18 protein-coding genes are annotated in these 19,572 nt (G+C 75.9%); 17 read left to right on the plus strand and 1 reads right to left on the minus strand.

The genetic code is table 11. From position 1 onward, the window contains the following. Positions 1-56 precede the first annotated feature (56 nt). The 11 genes from Q1K26_RS28150 to Q1K26_RS28200 all read left to right on the plus strand — a co-directional run bounded on the left by Q1K26_RS28150 (position 57) and on the right by Q1K26_RS28200 (position 11,218). Positions 57-2,138: a primosomal protein N' gene (locus tag Q1K26_RS28150; protein WP_300019540.1), complete on the plus strand. Its 2,082-nt coding sequence runs from the start codon at positions 57-59 to the stop codon at positions 2,136-2,138. Positions 2,139-2,240: 102 nt separating this feature from the next. Further along, complete coding sequence (def, locus tag Q1K26_RS28155; protein ID WP_300019541.1) at positions 2,241-2,789, plus strand: peptide deformylase; 549 nt, start codon at positions 2,241-2,243, stop codon at positions 2,787-2,789. A gap of 157 nt (positions 2,790-2,946) precedes the next feature. Then, entirely contained in the window at positions 2,947-3,876 is a 930-nt protein-coding gene (fmt, locus tag Q1K26_RS28160; RefSeq protein WP_300019542.1) for a methionyl-tRNA formyltransferase, read from the plus strand. A gap of 160 nt (positions 3,877-4,036) precedes the next feature. Further along, complete coding sequence (locus Q1K26_RS28165; protein WP_300019654.1) at positions 4,037-5,443, plus strand: RsmB/NOP family class I SAM-dependent RNA methyltransferase; 1,407 nt, start codon at positions 4,037-4,039, stop codon at positions 5,441-5,443. Positions 5,444-5,545: 102 nt separating this feature from the next. Continuing rightward, entirely contained in the window at positions 5,546-6,247 is a 702-nt protein-coding gene (gene rpe / locus Q1K26_RS28170) for a ribulose-phosphate 3-epimerase (RefSeq protein WP_300019656.1), read from the plus strand. Positions 6,248-6,335: 88 nt separating this feature from the next. Next, a complete protein-coding gene (locus Q1K26_RS28175; protein ID WP_300019543.1) occupies positions 6,336-6,941 on the plus strand; it encodes a riboflavin synthase in 606 nt (201 codons plus the stop codon). 29 nt (positions 6,942-6,970) lie between these two features. After that, complete coding sequence (locus Q1K26_RS28180; RefSeq protein ID WP_300019544.1) at positions 6,971-8,266, plus strand: bifunctional 3,4-dihydroxy-2-butanone-4-phosphate synthase/GTP cyclohydrolase II; 1,296 nt, start codon at positions 6,971-6,973, stop codon at positions 8,264-8,266. A gap of 106 nt (positions 8,267-8,372) precedes the next feature. After that, positions 8,373-8,873: a 6,7-dimethyl-8-ribityllumazine synthase gene (gene ribH / locus Q1K26_RS28185; protein ID WP_300019546.1), complete on the plus strand. Its 501-nt coding sequence runs from the start codon at positions 8,373-8,375 to the stop codon at positions 8,871-8,873. After that, positions 8,870-9,346: a PH domain-containing protein gene (locus tag Q1K26_RS28190; protein ID WP_300019548.1), complete on the plus strand. Its 477-nt coding sequence runs from the start codon at positions 8,870-8,872 to the stop codon at positions 9,344-9,346. Before ribH ends, Q1K26_RS28190 begins: the two co-directional genes overlap by 4 nt. A 48-nt stretch (positions 9,347-9,394) precedes the next feature. Then, a complete protein-coding gene (locus Q1K26_RS28195; RefSeq protein ID WP_300019550.1) occupies positions 9,395-10,411 on the plus strand; it encodes a dihydroorotate dehydrogenase in 1,017 nt (338 codons plus the stop codon). A gap of 156 nt (positions 10,412-10,567) precedes the next feature. Continuing rightward, entirely contained in the window at positions 10,568-11,218 is a 651-nt protein-coding gene (locus tag Q1K26_RS28200; RefSeq protein ID WP_300019552.1) for a haloacid dehalogenase, read from the plus strand. A gap of 7 nt (positions 11,219-11,225) precedes the next feature. Here the strand turns inward: Q1K26_RS28200 and Q1K26_RS28205 are convergent, their stop codons facing one another. Next, positions 11,226-11,954 (minus strand): DUF2786 domain-containing protein, encoded by a 729-nt coding sequence (locus tag Q1K26_RS28205; protein ID WP_300019554.1) that lies wholly within the window; start codon positions 11,952-11,954, stop codon positions 11,226-11,228. Positions 11,955-12,168: 214 nt separating this feature from the next. Here Q1K26_RS28205 and uvrC point away from each other — a divergent pair, with 214 nt between their 5' ends. The 6 genes from uvrC (at position 12,169) to Q1K26_RS28235 (ending at position 19,534) form a co-directional block, all read left to right on the plus strand. Next, on the plus strand, positions 12,169-14,235 hold the full coding sequence (uvrC, locus tag Q1K26_RS28210; protein WP_300019556.1) for an excinuclease ABC subunit UvrC: 2,067 nt from the start codon (positions 12,169-12,171) through the stop codon (positions 14,233-14,235). A 30-nt stretch (positions 14,236-14,265) separates the two neighbouring features. Further along, positions 14,266-15,156: an RNase adapter RapZ gene (gene rapZ / locus Q1K26_RS28215; RefSeq protein ID WP_300019558.1), complete on the plus strand. Its 891-nt coding sequence runs from the start codon at positions 14,266-14,268 to the stop codon at positions 15,154-15,156. A 38-nt stretch (positions 15,157-15,194) separates the two neighbouring features. Next, positions 15,195-16,265: a uridine diphosphate-N-acetylglucosamine-binding protein YvcK gene (gene yvcK, locus Q1K26_RS28220; RefSeq protein WP_300019658.1), complete on the plus strand. Its 1,071-nt coding sequence runs from the start codon at positions 15,195-15,197 to the stop codon at positions 16,263-16,265. Then, positions 16,256-17,239 carry a DNA-binding protein WhiA gene (whiA, locus tag Q1K26_RS28225; protein WP_300019560.1) on the plus strand — a complete coding sequence of 328 codons (984 nt, stop codon included), beginning with the start codon at positions 16,256-16,258 and terminating at the stop codon, positions 17,237-17,239. The genes yvcK and whiA overlap by 10 nt, the downstream gene beginning before the upstream one ends. Positions 17,240-17,406: 167 nt before the next feature. Then, positions 17,407-18,453 carry a twin-arginine translocation signal domain-containing protein gene (locus Q1K26_RS28230; RefSeq protein ID WP_300019562.1) on the plus strand — a complete coding sequence of 349 codons (1,047 nt, stop codon included), beginning with the start codon at positions 17,407-17,409 and terminating at the stop codon, positions 18,451-18,453. A gap of 16 nt (positions 18,454-18,469) precedes the next feature. Continuing rightward, complete coding sequence (locus Q1K26_RS28235; RefSeq protein ID WP_300019564.1) at positions 18,470-19,534, plus strand: iron-siderophore ABC transporter substrate-binding protein; 1,065 nt, start codon at positions 18,470-18,472, stop codon at positions 19,532-19,534. Positions 19,535-19,572: the final 38 nt, after the last annotated feature.

Here is a 19,572-nt window from a genome sequence, read left to right on the forward strand (position 1 = left end):
CCCCGGGTGCGGCGCCGGTGCCGGGATCGTCGGGCCCGTCCTGCACCATGCGGGACATGACGTCGTCGGCCGTGACTCCGGCCCGGGGGGAGTGGCGGCCCGCAGCGGTCGGGCCGGTGGCGCGCGTGGCCGTCGACGTCCCGCTCGCCCACCTGGACCGCCCCTTCGACTACCGGGTGCCGGCGCACCTCGACGCGGACGCACGACCCGGGGTCCGGGTCCGGGTGCGGTTCGCCGGGCGCGCGCTCGACGGGTACCTGCTCGAGCGGGTGGCCGATTCCGAGCACGAGGGCCGGCTGGCGTGGATCGACAAGGTGGTGTCCCCGGAGCCCGCCCTGTCCGCCGAGGTGGCCGCGCTGTGCCGGGTGGTCGCCGACCGGTACGCGGGCGTGTTCGCCGACGTCGCCCGTCTCGCGGTGCCACCGCGGCACGCGCGGGTGGAGAAGGAGGTCCCGCGCCGGCGGGAACCCGCGGCGCCCGCCGCCCCCGACCCGACCGGGTGGGGCCGCTACCCCCGCGGCCCGGCCCTGCTCGACGCGCTCGCGGGCGGTCGCGCGGCGCACGCGGTGTGGCAGGCGCTGCCCGGGGAGCGGTGGGCCGACCGGCTGGCCGAGGCCGCTGCGGCCACCGCGGGCGCGGGGCGGGGTGCCCTGCTCGTGGTGCCCGACCAGCGTGACGTCGACGCCGTGGTGGCCGCCTGTGCCGCCCTGCTCGGCGAGGACGCGGTGGTGGCGCTCACCGCGGAGCTCGGGCCCGCCGAGCGGTACCGCCGCTGGCTCGCGGTGCGCCGCGGCACGGTGCGGGTGGTCGTCGGCACCCGCTCGGCCGCGTTCGCGCCGGTCGCCGACCCGGGCCTGCTCGTGGTCTGGGACGACGGCGACGACCTGCACGCCGAGCCCCGCGCTCCCTACCCGCACGTGCGGGACGTCCTGGTGCTGCGCGCGCACGCGGCCGGGGCGGCGCTGCTGGTCGGCGGGTACGCCCGCACGGCGGAGGCCCAGCTGCTGGTGGAGTCGGGGTGGGCGCGCGAGGTGGTGGCCGACCGGGCCGGGGTGCGCTCCGCGATGCCGCGGGTGGTCGCGCTCGGGGAGACCGACAGCCACCTGACCCGCGACCCCGACGCCCGCGCCGCCCGGTTGCCGCACGTGGCGTTCGAGGCCGCGCGGGCGGCGCTGGACGCCGGCCGGCCGGTGCTGGTGCAGGTGCCGCGCGGCGGGTACGTGCCGTGGCTGTCCTGCGGCAGCTGCCGGGAGGCGGCGCGGTGCCGGCACTGCGCGGGGCCGCTGGGCCTGCGCCGCGGTGACGACACCGGCGACCCGGCCGACCGCGACGGTGCGGGCGCCGCAGGGTCCGTGGCGTCCCCGCACTGCCGCTGGTGCGGGCGGCCCGATCCGGCGTTCCGGTGCGCGGCCTGCGGGTCGCGGCGCCTGCGGGCCGGGGTGGTGGGGTCCGGGCGCACGGCCGAGGAGCTCGGGCGCGCGTTCCCCGGCGTCCCCGTGCGTACCTCCGGTGGCGGGGCGGCCGTGCTCGCGCGGGTCTCCGCCGGCCCGGCGCTGGTGGTGGCGACCCCGGGCGCCGAGCCGCCCGCCGACGGCGGCTACGGCGCGGCCCTGCTGCTCGACGGCTGGGCGATGCTCTCGCGGCCCGACCTGCGCGTCGGGGAGGAGACGCTGCGCCGCTGGCTCGCCGCCACGGCGCTGGTGGTGCCGCACACCGACGGCGGGCGCGTGGTCATCACCGCCGACGCCGCGCTGCCCGGCGTACAGGCCCTGGTGCGGTGGGACCCGGCCGGGCACGCCGCCGCCGAGCTCGCCTCGCGCGCCGAGGTGGGCTTTCCTCCCGCGGTGCGGATGGCCGCGGTGGAGGGCGTGCCGGCGTCGGTGGCGCACGTCGTCGACGAGGTGCTGGCGGCCCTGCCCGACGTGGAGGTGCTCGGCCCGGTCGAGATCGAGCCGCCGCACGGTCCGCCACCGGACCCCGCCGGCGGTGACCCGGTCCGCGAGCGCACGCTGCTTCGGGTGCCCCGGGCGCAGGGGAGGGCGCTCGCCGCCGCGCTGCACGCCGCCCAGGCCGCCCGCACCGCCCGCAAGGCCGCCGACCCCGCACGGGTGCGGCTCGATCCGGCCGAGATCGGCTAGCCCTACCCGCCCCGGGCCTGCTCCGTCGGCCCTCCCACCCCCCTCACCCGGCGCGTGACAGAATCTCCGGGCACCCCGTCGAAGCCGCCGCGTAGGAGATCCGTGCCCGTCCAGCCCGTCCGCCTGTTCGGCGACCCCGTGCTGCGCACCCCCGCCGCTCCCGTCACCACGTTCGACGCGGAGCTGCGTCGGCTCGTGGCCGACCTCACCGACACCATGCACGAGGAGGGCGGCGCCGGGCTCGCCGCACCGCAGCTGGGCGTGGGCCTGCGCGTGTTCACCTACGACTGCGACGGCTTCGCCGGGCACCTGGTGAACCCCACCTGGGACGTCGTCGGCGACGAGGAGCAGCTCGGGCCCGAGGGATGCCTGTCGATCCCGGGCCTGGGCTGGGACTGCCGCCGGCACCTGCACGTGGTGGCCCGCGGCTGGGACATGCACGGCGAGCCCCAGGAGATCGAGGGCAGCGAGCTGCTCGCCCGCTGCATCCAGCACGAGACCGATCACCTCGACGGCATCCTGTTCGTCGACCGCCTCGATCCCGAGACCCGCAAGCAGGCGATGGCCGAGATCCGCGCGGCCGAGTGGTTCGGTGCCGCCGTGCCGGTCGTGCGCGAGAGCCCGCACGCGCTGTTCGGGAAGGCCCGGTGACGGGAGGGACCGCCGAGCGCGGCCCGGCCCGGCCACGCGCCGCCCGGCGGACGCCCGCGCCGCGCCGGGCGGGCCGCCCGTCCGGCGGTGGCGCGATCGGGTCGCCGACGGGGCCGGGCACCGGTGCGGGTCGAACCGGTGCTCCCGGGGCCCACCGGTGAGGCTGGTGTTCGCGGGCACCCCCGAGCCCGCGGTGCCGTCGTTGCGGGCACTGCTGGCGTCGGCACGCCACGAGGTGGTGGCCGTGGTGACGCGGCCGGACGCGCCGTCGGGCCGGGGCCGCAGGCTGCGCCGCTCCGCGGTGGGGGCGGTCGCCGACGAGGCCGGCATCCCGGTGCTCACGCCCGCGCGGCCGTCGGAACCGGAGTTCCTCGACGCCCTGCGCGCTCTGGCGCCGGACTGCTGCCCCGTGGTCGCGTACGGCGCGCTGGTGCCCCGCGCCGCGCTCGACGTGCCCCGGTACGGCTGGGTCAACCTGCACTTCTCGCTGCTGCCCGCGTGGCGCGGCGCCGCCCCGGTGCAGGCGGCGATCCGGCACGGCGACGACATCACCGGCGCCAGCACGTTCGGGCTGGAGGAGGGGCTCGACACGGGGCCCGTGTACGGCGTGGTCACCGGGGCGGTGGGACCCCGCGACACCGCGGGCGACCTGCTCGGCCGTCTCGCGGTCTCCGGCGCCGACCTGCTCGTGGCCACCATGGACGGCATCGCCGACGGCACTCTGGTGGCCCGCCCCCAGCCCGTCGAGGGGGTCTCGCACGCCCCGAAGGTGACCACCGCGGACGCCCGGGTCGACTGGGGCCGGGCGGCCGCGGTGATCGACCGGACGGTGCGGTCGGTGACCCCGGAGCCCGGCGCGTGGACCACCTTCCGCGGGGAGCGGCTCGGCCTCGGCCCGCCGAGCCCGGTGAGCGACCCGCCGCCGCTGGGACCCGGGGTGCTGGCGCCGGGCAGGCGGCAGGTGCTGGTGGGGACCGGGTCGGGCGTGCTGGAGCTGGGCGAGGTGCGCCCGGTCGGCAAGCGCGCGATGCCCGCCGCCGACTGGGCACGTGGGGTCCGCATCGAGACCGGGGAAGCGCTCACGTGACCACGACCCGACCGCTCGCACACATTCTCGGAGACCGGCCCACCGGTCCGGACCCGTACCCCGGCGCCGCACCCTGCGCGCGGGCCGCCGAGGTCCGGTCGTGACGGAGCGACGGCCCACCGGTGGCGGACCGCGCGGGGAGCGGCGGGGTCGGCCGGGGGTGCGGCGCGGGTCCGGACCGCCGCGCGGGCGCCAGGGTCCGGGTCGCCCGCCGGAGCCGGACCTGCCGCGGACGGCCGCGCTGGAACTCCTCGCCGCGGTGCGCACCCGCGACTCCTACGCCAACCTCGCCCTGCCCGCGATCCTGCGCCGGCACCGCCTGCGCGACCGCGACGCCGCACTGGCCACCGAGCTCGGCTACGGGACGCTGCGCGCCCGCGGCCTGCTCGACGCGGTGCTGGAGGCCTGCATCGACCGGCCGCTGGCCAAGGTGGAGCCGCCGCTGCTCGACGCCCTGCGGCTGGGCGCCTACCAGCTGCTGCGCACCCGGGTCCCCGCGCACGCGGCCGTGGACACCACGGTGAACCTGGTGCGCGGCGAGGCCGGCTCGCGGTCCGCGGGCTTCGTGAACGCCGTGCTGCGCAAGGTCGGTGAGCGCGACGAGGCCGCGTGGGTGGAACGGCTCGCCCCGCCCGTCGCCGACGACCCGCTCGGGCACGCCGCGTTCGCGCACTCCCACCCGCGGTGGATCGCGCAGGCCTTCGCCGACGCGCTGGGCGCCCGTGCCCTCGGTGAGGGGGCCGAGCTGGACGCGGCGCTCGCCGCCGACGACTCCCGCCCGGTGGTGCATCTGCTGGCCCGGCCGGGCGACATCACCGCCGAGGAGCTGGCGCTGGCCACCGGCGGCACCGAGGGCCCGTACTCGCCCTACGCCGTGCACCTCGACCCCGGATCGGGGGCGATCGGCGACCTCGACGCCGTGGCGCAGCACCTGGCCGTGGTCCAGGACGAGGGCAGCCAGCTCGTGGCGCTGGCCCTGACCCGGGCCCGGCTCACCGGCGAGGACACCGGTCGCTGGCTGGACCTGTGCGCCGGCCCCGGCGGCAAGGCGGTGCTGCTCGGGGCGCTCGCCGCCCTCGACGACATGACCGTGGACGCGGTGGAGGTGGGGGAGCAGCGTGCCGACCTGGTGCGCCGCGCGGTCGACGGCTTGCCGGTCACCGTGCACACCGCCGACGGGCGGGCGGCCCCGCTGGCCGCCGACGCCTACGACCGGGTGCTGGTGGACGCCCCCTGCACCGGGCTCGGCGCGCTGCGTCGCCGCCCGGAGGCCCGCTGGCGCCGCAGGCCGGAGGACGTGGCCGGGCTCGCGAAGCTGCAGCGAGAGCTGCTCGCCGCGGCGCTGCGGCACGTGCGGCCCGGGGGCGTGGTCGCCTACGTGACGTGCTCGCCGCACCTCGCGGAGACCCACGGCGTGTTCACCCGGGCGGCGCGCGGCGCCGAGGTGCTCGACGCCCGCGTGTACCTGCCCGGCGTGCCCGACCTGGGCGACGGGCCGACGGTGCAGCTGTGGCCGCACCGCCACGGCACCGACGCCATGTTCCTGGGCCTGCTTCGCCGCACCTGAGCGACGCCTGCGACCCCCGCCCGCCGGTCGTCGGTGGGGAGTGCGGCGGCGCTCACCGGATCGACCCGCCAGGGGCCGCGTAGCCTCTCCTGCGTGCACCCGATGATCGCCCCCAGCATGCTGTCGGCCGACTTCGCGCGCCTGGCCGATGAGGCGGACGCCGTGACCGGGGAGCCGGGCGCCGGCGCCGACTGGCTGCACATCGACGTGATGGACGCGCACTTCGTGCCCAACCTCACACTCGGCCTGCCGGTGGTGCAGTCGCTGCTCAAGGCCACCGCGGTGCCGCTGGACTGCCACCTGATGATCGAGGACCCGGACCGCTGGGCGCCCGCCTACGCGGAGGCGGGCGCGTACAACGTGACGGTGCACGTGGAGGCGGCGCGGGATCCGGTGATGCTGGCCCGCGACCTGCGCGCGGCGGGGGCGCGCGCCGGGTTGTCGATCAAGCCGGGCACCCCGCTGGAGCCCTACGTGGAGATCCTGCGGCACTACGACACGCTGCTGGTGATGAGCGTGGAGCCCGGGTTCGGCGGCCAGAGCTTCATCCCGGAGGTGCTCGACAAGGTGCGTTCCGCGCGCCGGCTCGTGGACACCGGGCACCTCACGCTGCTCGTGGAGATCGACGGAGGCATCAACTCCGACACCATCGAGGCCGCGGCGCAGGCCGGTGTCGACTGCTTCGTGGCGGGTTCGGCCGTGTACGGGGCCGACGACCCGGGCCGGGCCGTGCGCGCCCTGCGGGACCGGGTGCGGACCGCGTCGCCGCACCGGCACTGGACGGGTGCGGAGGGCGCCTCCTGAGCCGCCCGATCGGGCCGTGGGCGGACGGGGGATGATCCGGGGGCGCCGGGCTGTTGCCGGACGCAGCAGCGGACGGGAGGCGGCGGGCATGTTCACCGGTATCGTCGAGGAGATGGGCGAGGTCCTCGCCGTGCAGGAGAGCGCCGAGGTGGTGGTGTTCACCGTGCGCGGTGCGCTGGTGACCACCGACGCCGGGCACGGCGACTCGATCGCGGTGAACGGCGTCTGCCTCACCGTGATCGACCCCGACGGTGCCACGGGGGACACCTTCCGCGTGGAGCTGGTGCCCGAGACCCTCACGCGGTCCAGCCTCTCCGCTGTGACGGCGGGCACGCCGGTGAACCTCGAACGGGCCGTGCCGGTGGGCGGGCGGCTCGGCGGGCACATCGTGCAGGGCCACGTCGACGGAGTGGCCACCCTGATCTCCCGTACGCCCGCCGAGCGCAGCGACGAGCTGCGGTTCAGCCTCACCCCCGACCTCGCCCGGTACGTGGTGGAGAAGGGCTCCATCACCGTCGACGGGGTGTCGCTGACGGTGGCGGGGGTGTCGGCCGACACGTTCACCGTGGCCCTGATCCCCACGACGTTGGCACACACCACACTCGGGTTCCGGCGTCCGGGGGATACCGTCAACATCGAGGTCGATGTCGTCGCGAAGTACGTGGAGCGGTTGACGGCGGGGTACCGCGGATGACCGGAACGGCTCGAGTGGACGGTGGAGCAGTGGACAGTACCGATGGTGGCGAGACCCTCCCGCTGACCGGGACCGAGTCGATCGAACGCGCGATCACGGACCTGAAGGCCGGCAAGGCCGTGGTGGTGGTCGACGACGAGGACCGCGAGAACGAGGGCGACCTGATCTTCGCCGCGGAGATGGCGACCTCGGAGCTGGTGTCGTTCATGGTGCGCTACACGTCGGGGTACATCTGCGTGGCGCTCACCGAGACCGAGTGCGACCGCCTCGACCTCCCGCCGATGCACCACACCAACTCCGACAGCTTCCGCACCGCGTTCACCGTGACCGTCGATGCCCGCCAGGGCATCACCACCGGCATCTCCGCGGCCGACCGTGCCCACACGATCCGGCTGCTCGCCGACCCGGCCGCGGCCGCGGGCGACCTGGTGCGGCCCGGGCACGTGCTGCCGTTGCGGGCCCGCGAGGGGGGCGTGCTGCGCCGCCCGGGTCACACCGAGGCCGCGGTGGACCTCGCCCGTCTCGCCGGGCTCTCGCCCGCGGGCGCGCTGTGCGAGATCGTGTCGCAGAAGGACGACGGCACGATGGCCCGCGGCGAGGAGCTTCGGGTGTTCGCCGAGGAGCACGACCTCACCCTGATCACGATCGCCGACCTCATCAGCCATCGCAGGCGCTTCGAGAAGCACGTGGTGCGCGTGGCACAGGCCAGGATCCCCACCGCGCACGGTGAGTTCGTGGCCTACGGCTACGACTCGGTGCTCGACGGCATCGAGCACATCGCGATGGTGCGCGGGGACATCGGCACCGCGGGGGACCCGGGCGAGGACGTGCTCGTGCGGGTGCACTCCGAATGCCTCACCGGCGACGTGATGGGCTCGCTGCGCTGCGACTGCGGCCCGCAGCTCGACGCCGCGCTGGCCGCGGTGGCCGCGGAGGGCCGCGGCGTCGTGCTCTACATGCGCGGGCACGAGGGCCGGGGCATCGGCCTGCTGCACAAGCTGCAGGCCTACCAGCTGCAGGAGGCCGGCGCCGACACCGTGGACGCCAACCTCGCGCTCGGCCTGCCCGCGGACGCGCGGGACTACGGCATGGGCGCGCAGATCCTGGTCGACCTCGGGGTGCGGTCGATGCGCCTGCTCACCAACAACCCGGACAAGCGCGCAGGCCTGGAGGGCTACGGCCTCACGGTGACCGGGCGGGTGCCCCTCCCGGTGCGCGCGGTGCCGGAGAACCTCGCCTACCTGCGCGCCAAGCGCGACCGCATGGGCCACGACCTGCCCGACCTCGAGGGGCCGACCTCGGCCGTCTCGGAGGCCGGGCTGTGATCCGGAACCCGGTGAGCGGACGCCGCCGAACGGAACATCGGCACGGGGCCCCCCGGGCCGACGGCCCCCGGCGCGAGGTGCCGGGCCCGCGCGGCGAGGGAGCTCGGTGAGCGGCGAGGGACGACCCGAGCTCGGCGCCCTGCCCGACGCCTCCGGGCTGCGGGTGGCGGTGGCGGCCACGACCTGGCACCCCGACATCGTGGAGGAGCTGCTGGCGCGGGCGCTGGCGGTGGCGGTGGAGTCGGGAGCGGCCCGGCCCACCGTGGTGCGGGTGCCCGGCACCGTGGAGCTGCCGGTGGTGTGCCAGGAGCTGGCCCGCACGCACGACGCCGTGGTGGCGCTGGGCGCGGTCGTGCGTGGGGGCACCCCGCACTTCGAGTACGTCTGCGACGCGGTGACGGCCGGCCTGACCCGGGTGGCGCTCGACGAGCGCACCCCGGTGGGCAACGGCGTGCTGACCTGTGACACCCACGACCAGGCCGTGAACCGGTCCGGACGCCCGGGCTCGGCGGAGGACAAGGGCGCCGAGGCCTGCCTCGCGGCGCTGCGCACCGCACTGGTGCTGCGCGACCTGAAGAGCACGGCCGACCACCGGGAGATGGCGTGAACGCCGGGAAGCAGGCGGGGACCGGCCGGGCCGGTACCGGCGAGACCGTGGTGCTGCGCCCCCGCAAGCTGTTCGTGATCTCCTGGGTGGGCGCGGCGGCCATCGTGGGCATGTTCGTCGCCATCGCGCTGGTGCTGCGCAACACCGACACCGGCGTGATCTTCCGCACCGCCGACCAGGTCGCCCTGATCCTGATCGGCGTGTTCATCGCCGGCGGGATCCTGCTGGTCGCGCGCCCACGCGTGCGGGCGGACGCCGAGGGCGTCGAGGTGCGCAACATCCTCGTGACCCGGCGCCTGGGGTGGGACCAGGTGGAGCGGGTGGCCTTCCCGGACGGTGCCTCCTGGGCGCGGCTCGACCTCCCCGACTACGAGTACGTGCCGGTGATGGCCCTGCAGGCCGTGGACGGCCGGCGCGCCGTGGACGGCATCCGTCGGCTGCGCTCCCTGCACGCGGCCGCCCGCGCCGGCTGACGGGCGTGGGCGCCGACGACGACCCGACGCCCACGTAGCATCGGGCCCGTGCTGCGTGGGCGGGGGATCCGGGACCAGGGTGACGTGCGGCTGGGCGACATCGTGCTGCGCAACCGGCTGGTGACCTCGTCGAGCCTGCTCGGCTACGGCGTGGCGAACGCCCCGCTCGTGCCGTACGGCATGAGCCCGGTGTCGATGTTCGTGCCGCTGTCGGAGTTCGGCGCGGTGACCACCCGCACGCTCACCGTGGAGCGTCGCGAGGGCCACTTCAGCACCCGCGACGACTACCGCCTCGGTGAGCTGCCCGGCCTGCTCCGGCGCTACGGGCGGGTGCTGCGCAGCACCGACGGCGGTTGGGTCAACGCGTTCGGCTGGTGCAACGTGGGCATCGAGGCCTACCTGCGCGACTACCACCCGCGCACCCGCGACCAGCGCACGATCATCTCGCTCGGCGGGTTCTCCGCGGCCGAGTTCGTGACGTTGGTGGACCGGGTGAACGACGCGGTGCCCGCGGGCGAGATCGCGGCCGTCGAGTTCAACGTGTCCTGCCACAACGTGAACTTCGACTTCTCGACGATCCTCCAGGACGTGCTCGACCAGGCGGTGCCCCGCAGCAACCACCCGGTGATCCTCAAGCTGTCGCCCGACTACGACTACCTGCGCAACGCACAGCAGGCGGCGCGGGCGGGCGTGTCGGCACTCACCGCGATCAACACCGTGAAGGCGCTGCGGCTGGACCCGCGCACCGGGGAGCCGTTGCTGACCAACCGCTACGGTGGGCTCTCCGGCCGGGCGATCAAGCCGATCGGGCTGCGGGTGGTGTCGGAGCTGCGCGAGGCCGGCGTGACGCTGCCGATCATCGCCACCGGCGGGATCCGCACCGCCGACGACTGCCGTGAGTACTTCTGGGCCGGTGCCGACGCGGTGAGCCTCGGCAGCGCCGTGTGGCTGGCCAGCTACCCCGGCTACGCGCTCGCGCCGCTGCGGGCACTGCACGTTCGGCGCGTGCTCCGTGCCGTTCGGCGCTACACACCGCAGTCCCCCGGTCGCGCTCCGTCGCGCTGAGCAACGATCTCGGCCCGGGCGCCGCGCAGCCGATCGGAGCCCGAGGACGGACCTGCCGGGGCAGGACGGGGGAGTGCGATGTGGGCGAGCGGCGCAACGACGGATGAGACCGGCAGCGGGTCGCGCCCGCGGGCGGCGGACCGCAGGCCCCGGGTCGTGCTGTTCGACGTGTTCGAGACGGTGCTGCGGGTGGAGGCACTCGGCGACCGGTTCCGGGACGTCGGCAGGCCCGCGCACGAGTGGGAGCTGTTCTTCACCCGCACCCTGCGCGACGGCATGGCGCTGACCCTCGCCGGGCAGGCGCCCCCGTTCGGGGAGGTGGCCCGGGCCGCGCTGCGCACCACGGTGGGCCACACGCTGACCGACGAGGCCCTCGATCACGTGCTGAGCGGGTTCGCCCACCTGCCGCCGCACCGTGACGTGGAGCCGGCGCTGGTCACGCTCGCGCGGGCCCGGGTGCCGGCCTACGCGTTCACCCACGGCGACCCGCGAACCGCGTGCGACGCGCTCGACCGCGCCGGACTGCGGACCTACCTGCGCGGGGTGCACTCCGCGGAGGCGATCGCGTCGTTCAAGCCGCCCGCCCGGGTGTACGACTGGGTGTGCGCACAGGTGGACACCCCGCCCGAGCGCGTGGCGCTGGTGGCGGCGCACTCCTGGGACGTGCACGGCGCGGTGCGCGCGGGGATGGTGGGCGGGCTCGCGACCCGGCTGGAGGGCGCGGTGCCGACGGTGGTGGACCGTCCGCACGTGTCGGCGGAGCGCGTGGACCTCGTGGTGGACGGGCTGCTGGCCCTGCCGGGGTAGGCGCATCTCAGGCCCCCAGAGCCCGGCTGCGGGACCGCCCCACGGCGGTGTGCCCGAGATCGGCACGTGCCCCCGCGCGGGCACCGGCCCCGAAACCGGATCCGGACAGCACCGACCGGCGGGCCCGGCCCAGCGCCGGGAACGCGGCGGCGTAGGCGCGGTCGACCCGCTCGCGCCGGTCGGCGAGCACGAGCGCGACCGACGGCCCGCCCGTTCCCGGCGGCGCCGCGCGGGCCGCGTCGGCCGCGGCCTGCTCGGCGGCGGTGAGCCTGCGGTGCACCTCCACGGCGAACCCGTGCAACCACGACCGCCGGTAGGCCGCGACCGACTCCCCGGTCCGCGGCGGCCGCAGGCCGACGACCTGGGCGGTGGCCTGCAGCAACAGCGAGGTGTAGAGGACCTCGACCCGCTCGCGGTCGGACGCGTGCCCGAACACGGTGACCGTGCCGACCCGGCCGCCCCGGGCCTCGTGCAGCACGCAGCGGCAGCCGAGCGCGCTCGCGACCCAGCCCAGCAGCCGCGCCTTGGCCGCGCTGTAGGGGTCGTCCAGCGCCACCCGGACCGCACCGATCGGATCCCGTGCGGGGTCCGCGGCCCCCAGCAGGGCCTCGTCGACGCCGTGGCGGGCCATCAGGTCCACGGCCTTGGCCGTGTACGCCTCGGCTTCCTCGGTGGTGGCGGCCCCCTCGGCCTTGGCCAGCAGCTTGCGGATCGTGTCGAGCTTGTCGGTGCCCATCGAGGTCTCCCGTCGAACCGGTGTTCGGATCACGGCCATGGGTACCAGGGCGGTCCGACAGTGCCCACCGACCGGCCGCGTGATCGACGAACGGGAACCGGGGCCGCGCCGGAGCGCTGTTCGGCGTTCCCGGATGGCGATCACGGCCCGGACCCGGCCCGGACCCGGCCCGGGGCCCGTGCGTGTCGGGGTGCGGTCCTACTCTGGGGGAGCCATGCCCGAACCCGCCGCGAACCCTGCCCGCCGGACCGCCGCGCGCGGCGCAGCGGTCCGCAGCGACCCCGCGTCCTACCGCCCCGCCCCGGGGTCCGTCCCCGAGGCGCCCGGCGTCTACCGCTTCTCCGACGTCCACGGCCGCGTGATCTACGTCGGCAAGGCCAAGAGCCTGCGCCAGCGGTTGAACTCCTACTTCGCCGACCTCACCGGGCTGCACCCGCGCACCCGCCAGATGGTCACCACCGCCGCCCACGTGGAGTGGACGGTCGTCGGCACCGAGGTCGAGGCACTGCAGCTCGAGTACAACTGGATCAAGGAGTTCGACCCGCGGTTCAACGTCCGCTACCGCGACGACAAGACCTACCCGGTACTCGCCGTCACGGTCGGCGAGGAGTTCCCGCGGCTGCACGTCTACCGCGGACCGCGGCGCCGGGGCGTGCGCTACTTCGGGCCCTACGCCCACGCCTGGGCCATCCGCGAGACCCTCGACCTGCTGCTGCGGGTCTTCCCGGCCCGCACCTGCTCCGCGGGGGTGTTCCGCAGACACGGCCAGATCGGTCGGCCCTGCCTGCTCGGCTACATCGACAAGTGCTCGGCGCCGTGCGTCGGGCGGGTCGACGCCGACGAGCACCGCGCCATCGTCGAGGACTTCTGCGACTTCCTCGCCGGCCGCACCGACCACCTCGTCCGGCAGCTGGAACGTCGGATGGCGGAGGCCGCCGAGGGGCTGGAGTTCGAGCGGGCGGCGCGACTGCGCGACGACATCGGGGCGCTGCGCCGGGCGATGGAGAAGCAGGCCGTGGTGCTCGGCGACGGCACCGACGCCGACGTCGTGGCGTTCGCCCAGGACGAGCTGGAGGCCGCGGTGCAGGTGTTCCACGTCCGGGGCGGTCGGGTCCGCGGGCAGCGCGGCTGGGTGATCGACAAGGTGGAGCCGACCGACACCGCCGCGCTCGTGGAGCGGTTCCTGCTGCAGTTCTACGGGGAGCAGGCCGGGCTGGCCGAGTCCAGCGACAACGCCGAGGCACCCGTGCCGCGCGAGATCCTCGTGCCCGACCTGCCGCCGGACACCGACGCGCTGGCCGAGTGGCTCTCCGAACTGCGCGGTTCCCGGGTCGGCATCCGGGTGCCGCAGCGCGGCGACAAGCGCGCGCTGGCCGAGACCGTCGCCCGCAACGCCGCCGAGGCGTTCACCCAGCACAAGCTGCGCCGGGCGGGGGACCTCACGGCCCGGTCGGCCGCACTCCAGGAGATCCAGGACGCGCTCGGGCTGGACACCGCGCCGCTGCGCATCGAGTGCGTCGACGTGTCGCACGTGCAGGGCACCGACGTCGTGGCATCACTGGTGGTGTTCGAGGACGGTCTGGCCCGCAAGTCCGAGTACCGCCGGTTCGAGATCCGTGACGGTGCGGCGGGCGGTGACGTCGCCTCCATCGCGGAGGTCGTGCGGCGCCGCTTCCGCCGGTACCTGTCCGAGACCGGTCAGGACGCGCGTCACAGCGACCCTGTCCGGGACGACGCCCCCGGTATCGCCCCCGCCCACCCGACCCCCGCACCCACGGCCCGCCCCGGTATCGATCCGGAGACCGGGCGGCCGCGGAAGTTCGCCTACCCCCCCAACCTGCTCGTCGTCGACGGCGGCCGGCCGCAGGTCGAGGCGGCCGCGGAGGTGCTCGGCGAGCTGGGCGTCACCGACGTCGCGGTGTGTGGGCTCGCGAAGCGGCTGGAGGAGGTGTGGCTGCCCGCGGATCCCGATCCGGTGATCCTCTCCCGCACCTCCGAAGGCCTCTACCTGTTGCAGCGGGTGCGTGACGAGGCCCACCGGTTCGCCATCACCTACCACCGGCAGCGGCGGTCGGCGGGCATGACGAGCTCCGAACTGGACGGGGTGCCGGGGCTGGGCCCGGCCCGGCGCTCCGCGCTGCTCAAGCACTTCGGGTCGGTCCGCAGGCTCAGGGCGGCCGGGGTCGACGAGATCGCCGCGCTGCCCGGGTTCGGGCCACGCACCGCGCAGGCCGTGCTGGCCGCGCTCACCGGGGACCGCACGGCGGGGGAGCAGGTATGACGGGGGAGCGGGAATGACGGGGGAGCGGGAATGACGGGGGACGTCGCCGATGACGCGGCCGGGATCGAGGTCGCGCTGGTCAGCGGGCTGTCCGGCGCGGGGCGCAGCACCGCGGCGAAGGTGCTGGAGGACCTCGGGTGGTTCGTCGTCGACAACCTGCCGCCGGAGCTGATCGCCACCATGGTCGACCTCGGCGCGCGGGCGCGCGGTGAGATCACGCGTGTCGCCGTCGTGATGGACGTCCGCAGCCGCGCGTTCACCGCCGACCTCGGCGCCGTCATCAAGGACCTCGACGCCCGCGGCTACCGGCCGCGGCTGCTGTTCCTGGAGGCGGGCGACGCCGTGCTCGTGCGGCGCTTCGAGCAGGTGCGGCGCAGCCACCCGTTGCAGGGCGACGGCCGCCTCGTCGACGGCATCACCGCCGAGCGCGAGCTGCTGCGCCCACTGCGCGAGACCGCGGACCTGGTCGTCGACACCTCCACCGTCACGGTGCCCACCCTGCGAGCCACCCTGGAACGCGCGTTCGGTGCCGAGGCCGAGCAGGCCACCCGGGTCACGCTGGTGTCCTTCGGCTACAAGTACGGGCTGCCGATGGACTCCGACCTGGTCGTCGACGTGCGATTCCTGCCCAACCCGTTCTGGATCCCGGAGCTGCGCGAGTTCACCGGGCGCGACGAGACGGTGCGCGACTACGTGCTGAGCCAGGAGGGTGCGCAGGAGTTCATCGACCGCTACCTCGAGCTGCTGCGCCTGGTCGGGGCCGGGTACCGGCGCGAGGGCAAGCGCTATCTCACGGTGTCGGTGGGATGCACCGGCGGCAAGCACCGCAGCGTCGCCATCAGCGAGGAGATCGCGCGGCGCCTCGCGGGTGACCAGGGTGTCACCGTCAGCGTGGCGCACCGCGACCTGGGGCGCGAATGACGGCACCGCACGCCTCGGTGCCGCACCCGGGACGCCCGCTGAGGGTCGTCGCGCTGGGCGGCGGGCACGGGTTGCACGCCACCCTGTCCGCGCTGCGCGAGCTGGCGGGGCGGGGGGTCGCCGACGCCCGCCTCACAGCCGTGGTCACGGTCGCCGACGACGGGGGCTCGTCGGGCCGCCTGCGCCGGGAGCTGGGCCTGCTGCCCCCCGGCGACCTGCGGATGGCGATGGCCGCGCTGGCCGCCGAGGACCCGGCGGGGCGCCGCTGGGCCACCCTCGTACAGCACCGGTTCGGGGGCACCGGCGCCCTGGCCGGGCACGCCGTCGGCAACCTGCTGCTCGCCGGGCTGATGGACACCCTCGGCGACCCGGTCGCGGCCCTCGACGCCGTCGGTGACCTGCTCGGGGTGCGCGGGCGGGTACTGCCGATGTGCGCCGAGCCGCTCGACATCGAGGCCGAGGTCACCGGGCTGGGCCCGGGTGGTCCGCACCGGATCCGGGGCCAGGTCGCCGTCGCCTCCACCCCCGGGCGCGTCCGACGGGTGTGGCTGCATCCGGCCGAGCCCCGCGCCTGCCCCGAGGCGGTGGCCGCCGTGCACGACGCCGACCTGCTGGTGCTCGGCCCCGGGTCCTGGTTCACCAGCGTCCTGCCGCACCTGCTGGTCCCGGAGCTGCGCGACGCCGTGCTCACCTCCCGGGCGCGCCGCGTCGTGGTGCTGAACCTGGCCCCGGAGCCGGGGGAGACCGCCGGCTTCTCGCCCGAGCGGCACCTGGCCGTACTCTCCGAACACGCACGGGAACTGCGGGTGGACGCGATCGTCGCGGACGTCGCCGCGGTACCCGTGCCCGATCTGCTTCTCCGGGCGGCGGCACCGATGCTGTCCCCCGGCGGCCGGGTCCACCTGGCCGCGGTCGCGGCCGACCCGGCGCGCCACGATCCGGTGGCGCTGGCCGACGCGCTCGGTGCGGTCGCCGGGCCGGGGGAGTCCCGGGACCCGTCGAGCGGCGGAGCCGGAGCGGCCGTGCCCGGCCCGCCCGCGGCTCCCGGTTCGACACCAGCGCCCGATTCGACAGTCCAACCCGGTCGGAGGTCCGTGACATGGCGATGACCGCAGCGGTCAAGGACGAGCTGAGCAGGCTCGTCATCACCAAGCCGTGCTGTCGCCGGGCCGAGGTCGCAGTGCTGCTGCGCTTCGCCGGTGGGCTGCACATCGTCGGCGGCCGGGTGGTGATCGAGGCCGAGGTCGACACCGGATCGGTGGCGCGCAGGCTGCGCCGCGACATCCACGAGCTCTACGGCCACACCTGCGAGGCCCACGTGATCTCGCCGGGCGGGCTGCGCCGCGGCGCGCGCTACGTGATGCGGGTGGTGCGCGACGGCGAGGGGCTCGCCCGGCAGACCGGGCTGCTCGACGCCCGCGGCCGCCCGGTCCGCGGGCTGCCCCCGCCCGTGGTCTCCGGCGGGGTGTGCGACGCGGAGGCGGCGTGGCGGGGAGCGTTCCTCGCGCACGGCTCGCTCACCGAGCCGGGCCGCAGCTCGTCGCTCGAGGTCACCTGCCCCGGCCCGGAGGCCGCGCTGGCGCTGGTCGGCGCGGCGCGGCGGCTCGGCGTCACCGCCAAGGCGCGGGAGGTGCGCGGGGCCGACCGGGTGGTGGTCCGCGACGGCGACGCGATCGGCGCGCTGCTCACCCGCATGGGCGCGCACGAGTGCGTGATGGCGTGGGAGGAGCGGCGCATGCGCCGCGAGGTGCGGGCCACGGCCAACCGGCTCGCCAACTTCGACGACGCCAACCTGCGCCGCTCGGCCCGGGCGGCGGTGGCCGCCGCGGCCCGGGTGGCGCGGGCGCTGGAGATCCTGGGCGACGACGTGCCCAAGCACCTGCTCGCCGCGGGCCGGCTGCGCGCCGAGCACACCCAGGCGTCGCTGGAGGAGCTGGGCCAGCTCGCGGACCCGCCGATGACCAAGGACGCGGTGGCCGGGCGGATCCGCAGGCTGCTGCACATGGCCGACAAGCGGGCCGCCGACCTCGGGATCCCCGACACGGAGTCGGCCGTCACCGCGGACATGCTCGACGAGAGCTGAGCCCACACCGGGGGTGACCACCCGATCGGCCTATTGTAAGCGCATGCTGCGCAATATGAGGTGAGGCTGCCCATAACAAAGGAATCCGACCCGGTCGCGCGCGGCCCCGCCCACATGTGGTGAGGCTGCGCTGTGCACAGGTGAGCCGACGATGGTGAGGTAGGCCGATGACGATCTCAGTCCTGGACCGACGGGCCCCGATCGAGGCGGCCACCACCCGCCGCCGTTTCCTGACCGGCAGCGCGCTCGCCGTACTCGTCGCCGGCTGCGGCACCGCCCCGACCGGGTCCGCACCGGACCCGGCCGCCGGCTCGTGGAGCTTCACCGACGACCGCGGCGAGACCGTCGAGCTGCCGACGCGGCCGACCCGGATCGCGGCCTACGACACCGCAGGCGCGGCGCTGTTCTTCCTGGGCACGCCGCCGGTCGCGGTCTTCGGCGGCTCGCCGATCGGTCAGAACCCCAACCTGGAGGGCGTGGACCTGACCGGGATCGAGTCGGTCGGGGAGGTCTACGGCGAGATCGACATCGAGGCGCTGGCCGCCGCCGCTCCGGAGCTCATCGTCACCGCGTTCGACCCGCGCCAGTCGGGCCCGGTCTTCGGTTTCGTCGACGGGCCGGTGTTCGACCAGGTCCGGCAGCTGGCGCCGATCGTCGCCATCGACGGCACCCGCGACCCGCTGGAGGTGATCGGGCGGTTCGAGGAGCTGGCCGTCGCACTGGGGGGCGACGTGGAGGCGCCCGCGGTGGTCGCGGCGCGCCAGGACTACGACGACGCCGCCGCCGACCTGACCGCGGCACTGGCCGAGAAGCCCGGCCTGCTGGCCGTCGCGGCCTACGCCGACCCGGCGGAGGGGGTGGCGTTCTTCCGTCCCGCGCCGTCACCGGGCCTGCGTCAGCTGCAGGGTCTGGGCCTCTCGCTCGTCGAGCCCGAGGGCGGGTCGGCCGACATCAACGAGGACTTCGCGGGCTTCTTCTTCGATCTCGTCAGCCTGGAGTCCGCGGGCAAGTACCCGGCGGACCTGATGCTGCTCGACTCGCGGTACGACCCGGCCGCCATGGCCGGCGTCGCGACGTGGGCCGCCCGGCCGGACGTCGCGGCCGGGCAGATCGTGCCCTACCGGGCGCTGGAGTCGTGGAGCTACCAGGCCTACGCCGGGGACTTCCGGACCCTCGCCGAGGCCGTCCGGGCTGCGGACCCCGACCTGGTGTGAGACCCGAGGAGGAACCATGATCACCATTGACCGTCCATCCGCTCCCGTCGTGGGGCGGGGCGCCGTCCGGGACCGGCCGCTGCCCCCGATCGACGACGCGACCCGCCGGGAGCTGCTGGCCGGTGCGGCGCTGCTGCTGGCCACCGCCGCGTGCGGCACCGGCGGACCCGCCCCGGCCCCGGCCGCCGGGCCCCGCACGATCGAGCACGCCTTCGGCAGCACCCGGGTCCCGGCGGCGCCCGAGCGGGTCGTCACCCTCGGCTACGTCGACCAGGACGCGGTACTGGCCCTCGGCGTCACCCCGGTCGCCGTCCGGCAGTGGGTGGGGGATCAGCCACCGGCCGACTGGCCGTGGCAGCGGGACCTGGTGGCCGGCACCGCGCCTGCGGCCCTGCCCTTCGAGCTCGATCTCGAGCAGCTCGCCGCGCTGGAGCCGGACCTGATCCTCGCCGTCTGGGCCGGGATCACCGAGTCCGAGTACGCGGACCTGTCGCGGATCGCCCCGACGGTGCCGCACGAGAGCGCCCACGCGGCGGACCCGTTCCTGGCGCCCTGGCAGGACCGCACCCGCCACACGGGGCGGATCCTCGGCCGGGCCGAGCGGGCCGACGAGCTGGTCGCCGAGGTCGAGGACCGGTTCGCGCAGGTGCGGGCCCGGCGCCCGGAGTTCGCGGGCGCGACCCTCGCCATCGTCGAGGGGCCGGTGGAGGGCGACGTGTTCGTCTTCACGCCCGCCAACCTGCGGGGCTACGTCGCCGAGGCGCTCGGGTTCACGGTCCCGGCGCAGCTCACCGGGGCCGACCCCGGCACCGGGATCATCGAGCTGAGCCAGGAACAGCTGGACCGGGTCGACCTCGACGTCGTGCTCTGGATCGGCGAGGACCGCGACGCGATCCGCGCGATGCCGCTGCACGCCCGGCTCGACGCCGTCCGCGAGGGCCGCGAGGTCTTCGCCGACCCGCCCGTGATCACGGCGCTGAGCTTCGGGACGGTCCTGAGCCTGCCCTACGCCCTGGACCGGCTCGAACCCGCGCTCGCCGCGGCGATCGACGGCGATCCCGTGACGGCGGTCCCCGCCTGAGGACCGGGGCCGCCCGCGCCGGAGGACGTGGGCGGCCT

It is taken from the genome of Pseudonocardia sp. (assembly GCF_029263155.1).
Taxonomy (GTDB): Bacteria; Actinomycetota; Actinomycetes; order Mycobacteriales; family Pseudonocardiaceae; genus Pseudonocardia.